The following is a 16,544-nucleotide window of genomic DNA, read 5'->3' as shown; positions in this document are numbered from 1 at the left end:
AGTCAGGCGACCTGCCGGCGCAGGTGCCAGAGCAAATATGGCGCCGCAATCAACATGGCGAGCACGCCCGCCGGAAGCTGCTGTGGAAAGATCAGGGTGCGGCCGAGCCAGTCCGCGGCGATCATCAGCAACGCACCGCACACGCTGGCGGCGACCGCTTGCGAGCGGGCCTTGCCGAACCCGGCCATTCGGGCCAGATGTGGCGCAAGCAGGCCGACGAACGACAGCGGACCGACCACGAGCGTGGCCACGGCACTGAGCGCCGCGGCGAGACACCACAGCCACAAGCGCGCGCGTTTGACGTTCACACCGAGCGCCGCCGCGACGGCATCGCCCATCGGCAGCAAGTCGAGCCAGCGCGATGCCAGACAGGTGAGTCCCAGTCCGAGGAGCGCCGCGATTGCGGCGCCGGTTGCGATGCCGGTGCCGACAAGATAGGTCAGCCCCAACATCAACGAGCGCAGCAGGAAAGCATTTGCGGTGCCACCGGCGCTCGCGATCGCCACGAGCGACTGTGCCGTGCCGGAGATCGCGACGCCGGCGAGCAGCATGCGCGTTGGCGAGAAGCCGCCACGGCGCGACAACATCAGCATCACCGCAAGGCTGGCCACCGCCCCGGCGAGGGAGGCACCGAACAATGTCGACGCTTGCACGCCGGCGGCGACGAACGTGACGACCAGCACGCCCAGCATGGCCCCGCCGCTCACGCCGAGCAATTCGGGACTCGCCATCGGGTTGCCGCTGATACGCTGCAGCAGCGTGCCCGCCAGTGCAAGCGCGACACCGGCGGCCGCCGACGCGAGCATGCGCGGCGCGCGCCACGGCCATATCACGGCCCACGACGCGTCGTCCGCCCATTGCCAGCCGGCGAAGGTGCGCCCGAGATGCTGCGTCACCCACACGAGCGCAACACCGAGCACCAGCGCCAATGCCAGCCAGCGCAACGGATGGCGTGCACGTGCGGGCCATGCGGCTTCGGCGGCTGCCACCTCGCCGGCGCGCGTGTGCGCCAACAGCCACAGCAACAGGGGACCACCGAGAAGCGCCGCTGCCGCACCGGTCGGCAGCGTGGCGCCATCGAGCAGCGGCAGCGACTGCACGATCTGATCGGTCAGCATCAGCATGAGCGCGCCGATGACCGGCGCCCACACGAGTTGATCGCGCAACCGTCTCGCACCGGCCAGTCTGACCAGTTGCGGCCCCGCGAGCCCGATGAAGCCGATGATGCCCACGATACTGACGATGCTCGCAGAGAGCGCCGCGGCCACGGCGAGCCCCGCCGTGCGGATCCACGCGATGCGCGCACCGAGTTGCGTGATGCTGCGATCGTCCAATGCGAAAAGCGAGAGCGGTCTGAGCAGTAGCGCGGCCGCCAGGCCGGCGACCAGCACGCGCGGCACCAACGCTCCGACGTCGTGCCAGCCGTTCTGTACGAGCGAGCCGGCCCCCCACGCGAATACGCCCAAGAGCGCACGCTCATGGGTCATGGAAACCATGATCGACAGGCCGCTGCAATACAGGTTGACAATCATGCCCGCGAGAATCACCGGCACGGGCGCGAAGCGGCTGCGCCACGTCAGTGCCATCACCGCCGCTATCGCAACCGCGGCGCCCGCAAGCGCAACGCCGGACTTGAACGCGATCGCGATCGGCGGCAACCAGATCGCAGCCGCCGAAAGCGCCAACGACGCCCCCGAGGCCACGCCCAGCGTCAGCGGCTCGGCCAATGGATTGCGCAGCACCTGCTGAAACATCACGCCGGCGAGCGACAGTCCCGCGCCGGCCAGCAATGACATTGCAAGACGTGGCATCCACGCATAGTGCACGAGCAGACCGGCCAGGCCCGCTGCGCCGACCGGCGCAGCGGATTCCGCCGGATGCGCGATTACATGGCAAATCGCCAAAAGAAAGGCACCGATGTCGACGCCCGCCGGGCGCAACGCAAACAGACTATTCACGGCGAGGACCACCGCCGGCAGACCGAAGAGAAGTGTCAGGCGCCAAAGGCCAAGATGCCTGGCAGCCATCGACGCGCCTCGACCGGCACTGGAAGTCATGGGTCGAAGCGGATTGGGTGCACTCATGCGGCCGCCCCCGTGAGCGCGGCATGCAGCGCGAGCGCCAGCCTTACCGCAGTCGGGGTGCCGCCGGTGGGCAGCATGACGGGCAGTTGTACGACGCGCGAGCTCCGAACGAAAGGCATGGCTTGCCACAGCGGGCTTTGTCCAAGCATGCGCAGCAATCCGGGCTGTGTACCGATCAGCATCGCGCTCGCCGACGTGTCAGCACCGAGTTGCGTGTAGTCGACCTGTGCCATGCCCTCGGTGTCGCTCGGACGCTTCCATGCATTCGTCAGCCCAATGGCCGCCAGCGTCCCGCCAAAGACGCTCTCGCGACCAAAGACATGGGTCAGCCGCGTATCGACCGGAGTGATGAGGTAAATCGGCCGGTTCGTCATTCGATACCGCGCGAGCCGATCGCGCACAGCGTGCAGTTGCGCGTCCGTTTGTGCGAGCAATTGCGAGGTTTGCGCAGTTCGGCCCAGCGCATCGCCGAGTGCGCGAGCCCGCCGCATCGCGAGGAGGTAGCCGTCTTCATGCCGATGCGCAGGGGGCGCCACAAACAGCGGCGCGATCCTAGCGAGCGAATCCGCGAGCGCACCATGTGCCGGCGTGACGACGATCAGATCAGGGCGCAATGCCTGCACCACCTCGAAGTTGGGCTGAAACAGCAAGCCGACATCGACGACATCGTCCGGCATCGCAGGCGTGCCGGCCATCAGTCGATACCAGAACGGGCGAGCCACCCCCACCGGCGTGACCCCGAGTGCCAGCACCTGCGCGGCCAATCCCCAGTCGAGCACGACGACGCGTGGCGCTCGACTTGCGACAGGTGGCGACGCGGCCGAAGTGCGTGCGGCAAGCCAGCGAGGCCCGACTGCCCCCAGGCCGAGCGCCGCCACGAGTCCGCGCCGGGAAACTGACACGGGTCGATGCATCACCATCGAGGGCCAGTCGCCCGCGCAAAGGAGTGGTGCGCCACCGCGACAGAGCCCTCGGACACCGCCGGACAGCCTGCGATCCCGTCGGCGCCTGCCGTTTGGATGAGGTTCTGCTGGCACTCATTGAAATTAATGAGACGTATTACCATTATTAATCGTATCTTGTACCAAAGCCTTGATGGCGATAGGTAGAATACCCGGGATGCTTTTACTGGAAATCACAAAAAATGTTGAGAAATGGACAATATGTGTCCATTTCGATGCACTTCGGCTCGCAGGGTGCGCCTTCTCCGTGGCCGCCGGGAATCCCGGATATCCGATCGTGTTAAAGGAGTCCTCGGTGGGGAAGTCGTCATGAAGGAATTGCTGCTGCGTCGCTACCCCGAGATTCGCCGCCATTTGCCGCGCGACGTCACGCTTGCCGGTCGGGAATGCGAGGACGCCGAGCGCCAGCCGTGGCATCAGCACCAACACGGCCATGTGGTGATGGCGCTGCGTGGCGTTGTGCGCGTGCTTACGCCGTCGCACACGTGGACGCTGCCCTCGTCGCGCGCGCTCTGGCTGCCGCCGAATACGCCGCATGAGCTTCATGCCGTTGGCCGCATGCATTTCTGCACGATCAGTATCGAGCCAGGCACGGCGCCATGGCTGTGGCCCAATGCGCTTGTCCTCACCGTCAGCCCGTTATTGCGGGAGTTGACCGTCGACATGCTGCCCGACGGCACGCATTACGCACCTGACAGTCGCACCGCCCTCTCGGTGCCGCTTCTGATGCGTCTGGTTCGCGAGGCGGCCGCGCCCGGCGAGCATGGCCTGCCGCTGCCGAGTTCGGCCAAGCTGCTCGCGATTTGCGAGCATATGATGACCGCGCCCGCCACCGACTATTCGCTGGAGCGCTGGGGGGAAGAGTTGGGGGCAAGCGGCAAAACCCTCGCGCGCCGCTTCAAGGACGAGACGGGGATGACGTTCGGCCGCTGGTGCCAGCACATGCGCGCGTCGGAGGCGATCACGCGGCTGGCGGTTGGCGCTTCGGTAGGCGACGTCGCACTGGCGCTCGGCTATCGGAGTCCGAGCGCGTTCATCGTGATGTTCAAGCGATTGTTTGGCCGCGCGCCTCAGCAGTATCTCGCGATGCCTGATCGTTGAGCCGCGAACGAGCCCGGCACCGGTAGCGACACTGGCCCCGGTGCCACGCTCCGCGTTATCAGGTCTGTCCGACGGCCAACGTCGAGACCTCGGCGGGCGAAGCCGTCCGCGCGAATACCTTGCGCGAGATCCAGACGGCAAGCACCCCGACCGCGACTCCGGCGACGACATCGACCACATAGTGCCCGCCGTGCGATGGCGTCGAGATCACCATGAGCGTGTTGAGCACGATGAAAATCGGAAACAGGCGACGAACGTGGCGCATCGCGTAGGCGAAGAGCATCGCCATGACGGTATGAAACGAGGGAAACGACACCAGCCCCTGCGCCGCTGCGAACGACAGCGTTCGCACATGATCGATCCGGAAGGCAAGGTAATCCGACACGGTGGACGCCGTGCCAGGGTCCTGCACGTTGAAGTGTACGAAGGCGCTTTCGGCAGGAAACGGCGTGGCGATCATCAACACCAGTACGGTACCGATCATGAACTGGACGACGAACTCGGCATAGTCGCGAACGTTGCGGGTGACGACCAGCAAGAATGGCACGCATGCCATCTGAATCCAGGTGGACTGGTAAGCCGCGCCCAACACGGCATCCAGCCACGCATACGCTCGCACGGTCTGATATATCGTGGGCCAATGGATGCCGAGCCAGGCATCCGCGGCCACGAGCGAACTCGCGATGTCCGGGGCGGCAAGGGTGAGCGAAAGGTATTGGAAAACGAGTGCGCCGCAGGTGAACGCGGCGAGCGTGACGATCCAGAGAATGCACGCACCGGCGTCGCGATAGAACACTTCGCGCGCCGTTCCGCGCAACCGGGGCAACCGCGAGATCGCGAGCAGCAACGCGCCGACGGCCAGACTGGCCAGGCCGCGAACGACAATGCGCACGATCTCGTCGTGCCTTGCCACCAGCCCGGCGTGCGCGCCCCACGCCAGATCCACGGCGATCAGCGCAAGATTGAAAAGCCACGTCGCCCAGTAGATCCGCCAGACGGTCGCCGGCATTTCGCCCCCTTGTTCACGTCGAAACCGGCGCCCGGGCGCCGAAGCGAGAGACTGCACGGCATCGGGGGAAGTGGCGGAAAGCAGCAGGAGTCGAACCTACCTGGGAGCGGCTGACGCCCCCAACCGGGTTTGAAGTCCGACAACTTCCCATTAAAAATCATAATGTTACGAAAATCCCCTTTCCGCAAACGGCCACCAAACGCGCAAATTCTAGCCATTAGTTTACGAGGCCAGAAAGGAATTGCGGAACGAATTTTCGTGCGGCGCACGAGCAAGGTTCGGGACCATCACCCTGCTTCGAGAACTCCTCAATGCCTCAAGTTCGAAACTGGCCGCCCCCCCCTGCAACGTGACAATATTTCTACTCATTGCAAATACCACTAGTGATGGCCGCCCCACCGCTTGGCGTCAATCACAATGCCATCAAGAGCGTCTCGCGCGCCGACTAGAGCGCCGCTCCTCAGTTGCATCATGAACACATTAGCGAAGCACGGAAGGACTAAGAAAATCACTTACATAAGAATGTTTGCTCAATCGATGAAACGCGCGTATAAGTTGTACATCGAACATCAAGTATGACTTTTATCGATCAAGCGTCGATCTTACCGATCTTTGCGAGACACTTCCGATCTCTGAATTTCTTGTTTGTCCGCCACTAGCGTCCAGTCAAGCATTTTGCGATGACAGCACGCCGGGAAAACCAGGAGTTCACATGAGCACCGGAATCGTGAAATGGTTCAACGACAGCAAAGGCTTCGGCTTCATCACGCCGGATGATGGTGGTCAAGACTTGTTCGCGCATTTCTCCGAAATTCAGCCCCAAGTGAGCGGCGAATTTCGCACTCTCAAAGAAAACCAGCACGTCTCCTTCGACGTGACGCGTGGGCAAAAAGGAATGCAGGCGTCAAATATCAAGCCCGCGTAGCCCTTACCGTTTCCCTTATAAGGTATCACCGCGCCTTTGCTCGCGGTGATATGCAGCTGTTCGCCGTCTCGGAGGACATATGTCCCACATTGTCCCGTCTTATAGAGGCTTCCGACTGGAAACGCTGGTGTTTCACAATCCGGACGCTGCTCCCGAGGGTAGGCAGCACGAGAGACTGCTCGCGGTTTCGGTACGAATCAGTCCTGCCTCACCTGACGAACCCGCATCATCGGACTCAAAGGTATTTCGGCTTGAAAGGGTCCTATTCGATTCAATCGGCGACGCTCGCCGCGCCGGCGACGAGTTTGCGCGCTCGTTGGTAGATGGCATTCTTGATAGACGCGCACCTGAGGTGTGAAGAGATGATCATTTCGCCGAACTGGTTCCTGTATTCCGCGTATGAGCCTGCGGACACAGTGAAGTTTCTTTCCGTTATGTCCATTGCCTACGCGCTCGGACTGAGCCACAAGACCATGGCTACAAAACTAGCCCAGCATGGCCGAATTGGCAGGTGGATATTCCATCGCGCCGCTGGTAACCGAAGACCGCCCAACTGAGCCTCCTAACAGAAGCGCAGCGCTAAGGGCCCCAAAAAATTCTTACAGGAGCAAAACATGCTCGCCCTTTCAGCACATGCAATCACGGCTGCCCTACAACGCATCGCAGAAAAAAGTTCCAAACAGCCATCAGAAGCGGTTATCAACGCGCTACTCGCACGCGAGTTGATACACCTCGTCGGCAAACACTTCGAGCCGACGCAGTTTGGCCGCGCATATTTCAGACACGCGTACACGATCCGGCCGGCGTGGTAGTTGGAAAGAAGTCATTCTGATAGTGCCGGGTCGACAAAATACTTCTTTGGCGCTCACGCCATCATTTGCCGGGTATGGGCCGATCCCCTACTTGTACGGCCCCGCTTAGTGTGGCTTCGCCGCCCACATCTGCCGCTATACCTGCCCGCTGCGACGATGCATCAGTGCATATGCTCGGCATGTGCCACAAGGAGTCGATCATGAAAATGGAGCGGATACTACTTCACGTCTACGGCGAGCGCCAAGACGCGACCTGGACACTCACTTGCCTCGATTTGTCGTTTTCCTCAAGCGCCACAGACCTTATTAAGGCCAAGGAATATGTCAGAGCGAATGCGTATGAATATCTGCAGGGAAAGTTGATCGGGGAGAACATTCAGTTCCCGGCGGTTGCCGTGAGTGCGAATGTCATATCCCAACGCAAAATGAAGTATTGGTTGGCGCGCCTCTGGCAAAACGTCGATGGACGCACGCGCAACCACATCTACGATGAGGTCGTGGGGCTAGACGGGAGGCATCCCGCATTCTCTTAATTGATGTGAGTCCTCTTGGGAAAAAATCGCCAGGCCGATATCTGAGGAGGGAAACCCGATGAGAAGCTTACCCTTGTTCTTCGCGGCCCTTACCGTTGCAGTAATCTTGCTGGTTTATTGGGGTACAAGATAGACTGATTATTGGCATTATCTCTCGCCATCAACGCATCATAGCTTCGTTCGCAGGCGAGGCCGGCGATGTGCGCAGCGTCAGCGAACTTAGCGAGGTCTCCCGCAGCTTGGTCAGCCCGGCTGAACAGCCCTGCGAGCAGATCGAGGGGATCTGTTCCGCCGTCGGTTGGCGCGCTTCCGCCGGTAGCGGAGGAATGTCGCGCGGCAGCTGTATATTCGGCAAGCTGCTTGCGCATCCGGTCATAAGCAGCGTCAGAGGCGCGAGCCGCAGCATTCGCGGCATCGAGAGATTTTTTTGCATCGATGGATATTCCGGCCAGCGTTTGCGTCGTCTGGCGATAAAGGTTATTCGCGTCCGTCAGGTCTTTGATTTGCTTCGCTTGACTGGTGATCGTTGCCGACTGGTCAGCATCGTGGTGTCCCTTCCAATATCCGCCGCCGGCTGCCATCACCACAGCAAGCAGCAGTCCGCCCCACACGCGAGGATCGAGCCAGGTCACGTTACACCTCCGGCTTTCACGTATTGCCGCAGCAGCGGCTCGAGCTGGTGCTCCACCTGACCATAGCCGGCACCAGGCAGGCTCGCCCAGATGTTGCGACACTTCGAGATCGCGATCTCGATGCGCCCAGCCTTGATATCCGGCAGCGCGCCGCGTTCGCGGATCTGCTGGATCGCGATCTTGTCCTGGCTTACCGGCGAGAAGTCCGGGAGCCCCAACTGCTTTTTGTACGCATCGTAGTAACGCGAAAGCAGTTGGTACCGCCCCGCTGCGGTCGACCAAACGTTGAACCGCTTGATCCACACCGATTTCCTCGGATGATCCGCGTAGCTGGCGAACAGATCGCCGCCGACGATCACGTTGTAGCCGTCGTCAGAACCAGCGATGCGCGATGTGAATTCAGACCAGGCCAACATGTCGAGAAACGCGCAAACGTTTTGCCCGCCGGCCGCGGCTGCGTCAATGCGAGCCATGCCCCCTCCCCTTGTTTGTCCAGTACACCTTCTTCGCCATCAGCCAGATCGATACGATCGCAAGGCCAACAAGCATCAGGACTTCCGGTCCATCGATTGCATGGCGCATCCAGACAGGTTTGAAGAGGTTTCCGACAGACGCCAGGCCGATAGCGGAAAAGCCCGTCGTCCCCCAGAAACCCGTTTTGATGGCGTCGCTCAGTGCCACCCAGATGCAGGCGGCAAGCACGACGACGTTCGCGATGAAGAACACCAACACCCAGATCATTTTTCGAGCCCTCCGAAGAGTCGCCGCTTGAGAGCCCCGATCAGGTCGGCATCGTTGATTTCCTTGAACACTTCCTTTGCCAGCGCCAGGCCAAACAACCCCATCAAGAAGCCAAACGCCTGCTGTGCGCCGGCATCCGTGATCGCGAAATACATCACGACCAGCGGGCTGAGGTAATAGGACATCGCCGCGCCGGCCGCGAACGACATCGCCTTCTGCTTTCGTGTCAGCCCTTCACCGATGAATCGGAGCGCAATCAGTGATCCGACAGCCCCCGGAAGCACCTTCACCGCTACGGCCACTGCGGCCGCCACGGCGCCCGACGTTGGTTCCGCCATTGGATTGTTCCTTTGAGCGCCCCCGCGCCCTGCTCTGGAAATGAAAAAGCCGCGCGAAGGCGGCCATGGTCAAAGGTTGCTCACGTCTATCAGAATGCCCCCGTAGTCGAGTGCCGACTGATAGTCGTATTGGAAATTTGGAGGATTGGGTGAGCTGGGACCGAACCGCCAATTGAACGTCGAGAATGTGGCCACGCCCACCCCGGACATCCAGCCACCGAGGCCGATGTTTCCGCGCCATTCGCCCGACAACAGACTTCCGTTGAACTGCGTCGATGGCGTGCGTATCGCACCCACCCCGATGCGTCCGCCGCCAGGCGAGAACGAAGCGGAAAAGCTCGTCGCTGCGCCGTAGTTGTACTGCCCATAATCGGGGCCCGCGCCGATCACGTTCCCCGCGATCACCTGTTTGATCAGCGGGTATCGCATTCTCGACGTCGCAACCGGCTGCCCTGCCGAGTTGTAGACGACGAGTAGTTCGGACCCGTCAATCAAGACATCCGACGAAAACACAAAATAATTGATCGACACCGGCGAAAGCGCCATGACGCGCGTCACCCACGAGTTGCCTCCCGTATTCGTCGTCGAAATGACCACGATCGGGATGCCATTCGTGTTCTCCATGACGAAAAGCGGATTGGTCGCGGAATAGGCAATGTCCGCCACGTAGCATGTGGCATACACGTCACCCGCCCCCGAGGCACCGAGGTAGAGGCTCTGCTGAACCAAGGTCGCCACGCCCTTTTTGGACAGGCAGTAGTTCGTCGACTCGCCGTCAATTTGGAATACGCCGGCGTCGCTGATCGACTGAAACCCGTATGTCATCAGCGAACTCCAAAGACGATATATCCCGCCATGGTCACCTGCGTGCCTTGAGGGGCCGGGTAGTACCAGGAAAGCGTATTGCCTGAGACAGAGATTCGGGGAAATCTGCGATACGCCCGCACGTCATAGAAGAGCTGCTGAAGGTGAAACGACGCGAACGGCTCCCCGGTGAGCAATCCGTCGTTTTGAAGACTGCCGCTCGTGCCATTGACGTACACCGATCCAAGCACGCGCCCGACTCTGCTGAAAGGATTGAGGATCTCATTGCCGGCCGGATCGAATAGCTGAAGCCCGGCGACCATTAGAGCAGCCCCAGGCGCACGCGCAGCACGTTGTTCGCGTCATAGACGCTGATTCCGTTGGGCGAGAGAACAACGCGCCCCTGCCCGCTGGCCCCGCCGTTCATATACAGCGTTCCCGACTTGTCCAGACGCCACCCGCTCACCCCGGCCTGATAGTTGTTAGACTGGATGTAGTCGCCGATCATGGCATTGGTGATCCAGCCGTTGCCGATGAATGCCTGGCTGATGAACGTCTGGCCGTTCTGGATCACGAAAGGCGTGCTCACCTGATCGTTTGCCGTGTTGAGAAAGGCGAATCGATCTGCGAGAAACAGGATTTGCGACTGCACCGGCCCTGTCTCATTGCTCACTCCGATGCCGATCCCCGCGCCGTAGTACTTCCCGCCGGACGTCACGCCCACCTTCATCTGGTACGAAGCAGACACCTTGCCGTCCAGGCTGGCCAGCGCCTGGGCGTTCGTCTGCACGAGCGCAGTGTTCTCGCCGACGGTCGCCTGCAGCGTCGTCACTTGTTGCGCGACTGCTCGATCGCCATCCTGGATCAGCGATTGCACCGACAGGATGCCGGCGTAGATGTTGACCGAGCCGGCGTAGTCTTCCTCGCTACCGGCGAACGGCGGCTGGATCGTGGCGATCGCCTCAAGCAGATCCTGGGAAAGCTGCGTCTCGCCAATTTTCCCGTTCAGATAATCGAGAATGTCATCGGCGTTTGCGCTTGCCTGCCCCATCACACCGTTGGTCGCCGGATACCACGAACCAACGTTGCCCGACTTGTCGATCAGGCGGGCCCAGAAAAAGAAGGTCGCGCCCGCGGCAAGGCCCATCATCGTGTGGGTATTCTGAGGGAACGCAAAATCGGCAAGCTTGATCGCGCTGGCGCGGTCGTCAGTCTGGCTGTACCAGACCTCAGTTCGCTCCACGTCGAGCGGGCCAGTAGGAAATCCCCAGTTGATCTGAATGCCGAAGACGATCCCGGTGGCCAGCAAGCTCGTCACCGTCGGTGGCGGCGACGTCTTCCCGCTCAGGACGGTCTCCGGCGAATATGCCGGAATGGATGGCACGTCAAGCGCGTTCAACGCCGTCACCCGAGCAACATACGTGCCGGCGTACAGGTTCGGTACTTCAAGGCTCTGCGACCCGGTACGGCCGGCCTTCACCCATTCACCGTTGTCGCGGCGCCACTCGACGTCGTAAGCGATCGCCTTGTCGGCCGGCGTCCATTTGATGACGCCAGTTGTGGAGGCGATGCCTTGCGCGATCACCGAGTATGAATCCCACACTACATCCTTCGCAGGCGGCTGCACCGACGGCGGAATGACGCTGATGGGACGCTGCTGGAGGCGCGTGCCGCTATCGATGGCCGCATACTTGTCCGGGTTATGTTGGATCGCCGATACGTCCCACTGCAGCCCGTCGCCCTGTGAAATGCTGAGCACCCGAAACAGCTGCGTCTTCAGTTGAGCGCTTTCCGCAACCCAAACGGCCTGAGGCTGCACGGCCTCGGTCCAGTTCGCAGTCACCGTTACGGCGTTTCCCTCCACGGATTGAACCGTTCGAGTCTGCCTGGCGCCACTCGGGAGGATTACCGTCAGCGTGTCGCCGACGGCGATCTGCTCGACCTTGTCGAGAACGACCGTCGACCCAGCAGCAGACCTGACGCGGCCACCGATCCGGCGGCCAGCGCGCGATGCGTCCGCGATGCTCACCACGCTGCCTGGCGACACCATCGCTTCCTCGAGGCCCACGGAGAACGAAACCGACTCCGTTTCAAGGCGGCTGCTCAGCAGCGTCCAATGCCCGACGCGTTGGGCCTGCCCTTGGCTGGTGCAGCCAAACGCCGTCGTTTCCGTCTGCTGAACCCCATAGCGCGAGATGCCGTCCTGGTCTTCGACGTACTCGACCTTCGCCTTGTAGAAGTCGCTTGGATCATTCCACGTCACGAGAGCGACAGTCTTCCGCGCCTTCCAGCTCGTGCCGGTGTAAGCGAACTTCCCGTTGATGACGTTCGCGTTGGTGAAGCTGTAGACCGGATCTCCGGGCATATCGGCCACAGCCACGACGTTGCCGTTTGCCCAGTAGGCCATGCCGCGGAATATGGTCGCCAGATCCTGCAGGACTTTGTAGGCGTCGGCTCGCGATTGCAGGTAGCAATTGCAGGCAAATCGAGGCTCTCGCCCGCCATTGCCGTCGTCGACCAGTTCGTCGCAATACTGGCCGATCTGATAGAGCGACCACTTGTCGACCTGAGCAGCATTCACGCGGTGGCCGAGGCCGTATCGCGGATGAAGCACCAGGTCATAAAATACCCACGCGGGATTGTCCGACCATGCCGACTTGAACGTACCGTCCCACGCGCCACTATAGGAGCGCGAGGCGGGGTCGTAGTTTGACGGGACACGAATGATGCGCCCCTTCATGTCAAAAGACCGAGTCGGAATGCTCTTGAACTGCTGGGCGTCGACCTGAATCCCGACGAGCGCCGTATTCGGATATCGGAGCTTCGCGTCGATAATTTCCGCAATGCTCTCGATGTTCGTCGTATCGGCTATCATGCTGCTGTTTGCGTTCGGAGTGATGCGGCGCACTCGAATCGTCCAGCCCGACGAAGATGCCGGAAGATTGATCCGGTGGCTCCGCTCATAGGTCGACGTCGTTTTGCCATCGAATGCAGACGAAAGCACCTCCTGAAACGCCCCGCTACTGGTCGCGAGATCAATCGCATACTCGACGCGGTAGCCAGTGATGTCGCCGTTGCTCGTATTGGCTTGAGACAACGCAGGCACGGCCATAGTGATCCGGACTGCGGACAACTGCGTATTGCTGATCGCGCGGACCCAGGGCACCGCCGATGTCAGGGTAACGCCGACCGTCGCTTCGCTCTCTACCGCTGGGAATCCGGGGATGTATGCCTGGTCTTGTGTGCCGGTACGAACGTCGACGCTTACATTCTGGAAATTCGCTGTGCCGTCGGGGTTCAGGATTGGCGTGCTATCGAGATAGACACTTTGCAGGCCGTTGACCAGCCCCACCACATCGCCCTCGGAGACGGCGTCCAATACCTTCGCGTACGCGATCGAGTGCAGGCTATCTGGGCTCTCAGTAGGCGTACGGCTATCGCCGCCCCCTTTGCCGCCTCCGCCGCCATAACCGACGATGTATTTCATGAGCTCCAGAAATGCAAAAACCCCGCTCGGAGCGGGGTTCAATATGAGTTGAGACGCCTTACGCCTGGTCTTCGGCGTAGATGCCAGCAGAAACGACAGCGCCGCCGACGATCATTCGGCCGTACAGCACAGGGACTGGGTTGCCCTGCGCTTGGGTATTCACGGGACCGTTGAAGTTGTAATTCGCACCGTTGTCAGGGCTGTCTTTCACGGAGAGGCCGACCTGCTGGGGAGACAAGAGCTGCACGATACCGCCGAGCGCCATCGATGCCCCCATAAGCCCGACGGCGCCAGCACTAAGCGCTTTGACTCCAAAGAGGCCTGCCTGCGGAACAAAAAAGGCGGCCGTTATAAGCGCCGCCCCCAGAAGTACGTTGAATAATCCGCCACGTTTCGCGCCCAAGATGAAAGGCGCGATTCGTATCGATTGGCTCCCCGGCGGAAGATCTAGCTCATCAGCTCCTAGATTTCGCTTGCCGGTGAAAACGGAGTATCCGACACCCTTACTCTTGCTCGCGAGAAGCTCCGCCTTGAAACCAGGGATGATGACGCATAGAGCTCGTATCGCCTCGGCAGGGCTATCAACAGCGAGCCGAAACGATCTCCCGAATTTCGCGCCGAGCGCACCGTAAAGTCGAATATCGCGAAGCTTCTCACTCATTCATCACCTCTTTAGGCAATCTGTGACTCCTGCAATAATGGCCGAGTTTCCATAAGGCAGGCGCACATGAAGTGCAACAGCCGAGCCAGCTCCGGAGCGCCGTGCTTCCAGGAGCGCGTGGTAATACCCGGGCTCACCAACGACCATCTCCGCCCCAGCCTCAGTCGGAGCGTAGGAAAAATCGACGTCGGACGCCTTCCACCGACTTGAAACGCACGCAGCGAACTGCTCAGGCTTCATACTCGTGCTGCCCCTAACTTCCGGAGTATTCGAGCGAAGGTCAGACACTGTCGTGCATCCCGCCAAGACGACGAGCGCGAGCCCGGTATATTGATTGAATTTCATAAGCACCCCGATTGACCGTTAGTCCGAGGAGGATGTTACTCCATCAGGGTTTTGTGCCTCAGAACGCAGCGGGTGATCTCCCGCCAATACCCGCCGTACACTTCCCGCGTTGAAAGCCGGCCGTGCATGTGGTGAAGCATCAAGCCGTCACCCAGATAGACGCCGGCGTGATTCGGCACATCCGCGCGGCGCTGCATCAAGATCACATCTCCGATCTTCTCGGGAGTGTCCTGATTCAGGTGCACGAAACCAGCTTTCGGGTACCCCTCCATGTACAGGTTCTCGCCCTTCGCCCACCAATCGTCTCGCCGCGGGAAGTCCGGCAAATCGATCTTGAGCTCGCGCGCGTAGAAGTCCCGCACAAGCGACCAGCAGTCCAGCACCCCATGGGCGAACGTGCGCCCGACGAGCGGTGCCAGGTACCCTATCGGCTCGATCGAGCGAAAGTCGTCCGCCGGCCACGACAAGATATGCCAGGGCATTCCCGTCGCTTCACAGCTCACCAGATCGGCCTCGCTTGGCGTTGCCGGAGCATTCGGATGCGAGTGAACCACCGCTACGACGTCGCCGATTTCCTCGGCCGCCGCGTAATCCTCCGGGGACATCACGAAATGTTCGGTGCCTTGCGCGAGATTCCTGCATCGCACGTATCGCTCACGCCCTCTGGCAATGACCAGCAGACCGCAGGCCTCTCTTGGGTACTCTTCCTCCGCGTGGGCCCGAATGGCGTCCAACGTGCGCGAGCCCATCAGGATGTCCTCACCAAGTCAGCGGCGGGGAATCCGCCGTACGGCAGTTCATTGCTCTCGCCGAATCGGCACTTGCACGACGACACTCGGCCGCCGCACTTATCCAGTGACGGATCGGCTACCGGGTTGTCGTTCTTATCAAAGTAAGCGGCGCCGGTATAGCCGCAATACGGGCCGCGATACCCACCGATGGTCAGCCAGATGCAAACGTTCGCGACGATCTGGCGCCGAGGCAACTGCTCGCCATTGAAGTCGAGCGCGCTGGCGAGCTCAAAGGTCACCGACTCGTTCGTCTCTTCCGTCTTCTGGTTGATGTACCAGAGTTCGGGCGGTAACTGCTCGTCGGGGTCTGCCATCGGGTTCCCTTCCGGGAAGTTGCGCGCGTCAAGGTACTGGCCTAGCGTGCGCATGCGCGTTAGCTTCGCCCCTACCATATCGTCGAGGTACAGGCACAGCGCCGTGATTGATCCGTCGATGTTGCCCACCGACAATGACGGCGTCGGTTGCTGGCCCTCCCCGCTGCGCGCGAAACCTTCCACCTCGATCGGCCACGGTGAGTACTCGTTGCCTTGCCACCAGATTGGACCGACCTGCGTATGGCCGTGGAATCGAAGGATATCGCCGTGCTGCTCCGTGGCATCAAGAACAAACAGTTCGATCAACTCGCCGGGCTCGAGAAGCTGAATATCGGCATGGATCGCCATTAGACAACCCCTACGGACGACTGCGGCTGCGGCGCGTAAAACTCATTGCCATCGAACCCCCATCCAATTCCAACTTCCGCGCGGTCATCGATAGGGATCAGTTGGAGAAGGTCAAATGCTTCACACTCGGACGCGCCGTCCCACATGACAACGTTCGCGACAACCCCATTCAACACCACAGCGTATCTCTGCATCACGAATACTCCCAAACAAGCACGGCCCCAGGCGCACCGTAACCACCGATCAATGAACCGATGGCTTGATTGGTCAACGCGCCAGACCCACCACCGCCATATCCGGTGCCACTAGTACCGTTCGTGCCATTCCCGCACGCCCCACCCCCACCCATCTTCGAGGAGCCTCCATGGCCGAATATTGCTGCGAGGTTTCCACTGGTAATCACGGCAGTGGAACCTCCAGGATCACCACCTGAGTTATCGATGTTCCCGCCGGAAGCGCCACCGCCAGCGCCTGGTATCGACTGCACGGTGGGCGCAGCTCCGCTACTCACGCCGCCGCCAAGGCCACCATTCGCTGTAATGCCCGCGAAGCTGCTATTGCCGCCAGCGCCCCCAGCGGCCGTCGCGACGGGCACGCCGCCAGCACCAACAACAACAGCGGCGCCCGAGAACCCTGACGTCATACGGTGTTTGACGT

Annotated in this window: 16 protein-coding genes; 3 read left to right on the top strand and 13 right to left on the bottom strand. The window is 61.0% G+C overall.

Annotated elements, in window-relative coordinates; genetic code table 11:
• Positions 1 to 2: 2 nt before the first annotated feature.
• Entirely contained in the window at positions 3 to 2,057 is a 2,055-nt protein-coding gene (gene fhuB / locus PMO31116_RS11560; protein ID WP_217424745.1) for a Fe(3+)-hydroxamate ABC transporter permease FhuB, read from the bottom strand.
• A gap of 23 nt (positions 2,058 to 2,080) precedes the next feature.
• Positions 2,081 to 2,986 (bottom strand): ABC transporter substrate-binding protein, encoded by a 906-nt coding sequence (locus PMO31116_RS11555; RefSeq protein WP_174971203.1) that lies wholly within the window; start codon positions 2,984 to 2,986, stop codon positions 2,081 to 2,083.
• Between the two features lie 369 nt (positions 2,987 to 3,355).
• On the opposite strand from PMO31116_RS11555, the gene PMO31116_RS11550 reads away from it, so the two are divergent.
• Complete coding sequence (locus tag PMO31116_RS11550; RefSeq protein ID WP_150566855.1) at positions 3,356 to 4,147, top strand: AraC family transcriptional regulator; 792 nt, start codon at positions 3,356 to 3,358, stop codon at positions 4,145 to 4,147.
• Positions 4,148 to 4,205: 58 nt separating this feature from the next.
• On the opposite strand, the gene PMO31116_RS11545 is transcribed toward PMO31116_RS11550, so the two are convergent.
• On the bottom strand, positions 4,206 to 5,156 hold the full coding sequence (locus PMO31116_RS11545; RefSeq protein WP_150566854.1) for a phosphatase PAP2 family protein: 951 nt from the start codon (positions 5,154 to 5,156) through the stop codon (positions 4,206 to 4,208).
• Positions 5,157 to 5,868: 712 nt separating this feature from the next.
• On the opposite strand from PMO31116_RS11545, the gene PMO31116_RS11540 reads away from it, so the two are divergent.
• Both PMO31116_RS11540 and PMO31116_RS11535 read left to right on the top strand, forming a co-directional pair.
• Positions 5,869 to 6,081 (top strand): cold-shock protein, encoded by a 213-nt coding sequence (locus tag PMO31116_RS11540; protein ID WP_150566853.1) that lies wholly within the window; start codon positions 5,869 to 5,871, stop codon positions 6,079 to 6,081.
• 1,012 nt (positions 6,082 to 7,093) lie between these two features.
• Positions 7,094 to 7,426, top strand: coding sequence for a hypothetical protein (locus PMO31116_RS11535; RefSeq protein ID WP_150566852.1), 333 nt, complete (start codon positions 7,094 to 7,096; stop codon positions 7,424 to 7,426).
• A gap of 89 nt (positions 7,427 to 7,515) precedes the next feature.
• Here the strand turns inward: PMO31116_RS11535 and PMO31116_RS11530 are convergent, their stop codons facing one another.
• The 10 genes from PMO31116_RS11530 to PMO31116_RS11485 all read right to left on the bottom strand — a co-directional run bounded on the left by PMO31116_RS11530 (position 7,516) and on the right by PMO31116_RS11485 (position 15,887).
• The gene (locus PMO31116_RS11530) at positions 7,516 to 8,058 is read right to left on the bottom strand and encodes a DUF2514 family protein (RefSeq protein ID WP_150566851.1); all 543 of its coding nucleotides are present in this window, start codon (positions 8,056 to 8,058) and stop codon (positions 7,516 to 7,518) included.
• Complete coding sequence (locus PMO31116_RS11525) at positions 8,055 to 8,531, bottom strand: glycoside hydrolase family 24 protein (protein WP_150566850.1); 477 nt, start codon at positions 8,529 to 8,531, stop codon at positions 8,055 to 8,057. The genes PMO31116_RS11530 and PMO31116_RS11525 overlap by 4 nt, the downstream gene beginning before the upstream one ends.
• Positions 8,518 to 8,799: a holin gene (locus PMO31116_RS11520; protein WP_246185258.1), complete on the bottom strand. Its 282-nt coding sequence runs from the start codon at positions 8,797 to 8,799 to the stop codon at positions 8,518 to 8,520. Before PMO31116_RS11520 ends, PMO31116_RS11525 begins: the two co-directional genes overlap by 14 nt.
• On the bottom strand, positions 8,796 to 9,137 hold the full coding sequence (locus PMO31116_RS11515; protein ID WP_063598141.1) for a hypothetical protein: 342 nt from the start codon (positions 9,135 to 9,137) through the stop codon (positions 8,796 to 8,798). The genes PMO31116_RS11520 and PMO31116_RS11515 overlap by 4 nt, the downstream gene beginning before the upstream one ends.
• Before the next feature lie 69 nt (positions 9,138 to 9,206).
• Positions 9,207 to 9,962, bottom strand: a complete 756-nt coding sequence (locus tag PMO31116_RS11510) for a hypothetical protein (protein WP_150566849.1) — start codon at positions 9,960 to 9,962, stop codon at positions 9,207 to 9,209.
• Complete coding sequence (locus tag PMO31116_RS11505) at positions 9,962 to 10,264, bottom strand: hypothetical protein (protein ID WP_063598180.1); 303 nt, start codon at positions 10,262 to 10,264, stop codon at positions 9,962 to 9,964. The genes PMO31116_RS11510 and PMO31116_RS11505 overlap by 1 nt, the downstream gene beginning before the upstream one ends.
• Complete coding sequence (locus PMO31116_RS11500; RefSeq protein WP_150566848.1) at positions 10,264 to 13,428, bottom strand: TipJ family phage tail tip protein; 3,165 nt, start codon at positions 13,426 to 13,428, stop codon at positions 10,264 to 10,266. Before PMO31116_RS11500 ends, PMO31116_RS11505 begins: the two co-directional genes overlap by 1 nt.
• A 58-nt stretch (positions 13,429 to 13,486) precedes the next feature.
• Positions 13,487 to 14,089, bottom strand: coding sequence for a tail assembly protein (locus tag PMO31116_RS11495; RefSeq protein WP_150566847.1), 603 nt, complete (start codon positions 14,087 to 14,089; stop codon positions 13,487 to 13,489).
• A 380-nt stretch (positions 14,090 to 14,469) separates the two neighbouring features.
• Positions 14,470 to 15,183 (bottom strand): C40 family peptidase, encoded by a 714-nt coding sequence (locus PMO31116_RS11490; protein ID WP_150566846.1) that lies wholly within the window; start codon positions 15,181 to 15,183, stop codon positions 14,470 to 14,472.
• Positions 15,183 to 15,887: a phage minor tail protein L gene (locus tag PMO31116_RS11485; protein WP_150566845.1), complete on the bottom strand. Its 705-nt coding sequence runs from the start codon at positions 15,885 to 15,887 to the stop codon at positions 15,183 to 15,185. Before PMO31116_RS11485 ends, PMO31116_RS11490 begins: the two co-directional genes overlap by 1 nt.
• Between the last annotated feature and the right edge of the window lie 657 nt (positions 15,888 to 16,544).

The organism is Pandoraea morbifera (assembly GCF_902459575.1).
In the GTDB taxonomy this organism is placed as follows: Bacteria; Pseudomonadota; Gammaproteobacteria; order Burkholderiales; family Burkholderiaceae; genus Pandoraea; species Pandoraea morbifera.
This window is presented reverse-complemented; position numbering and strand designations above follow the sequence as displayed.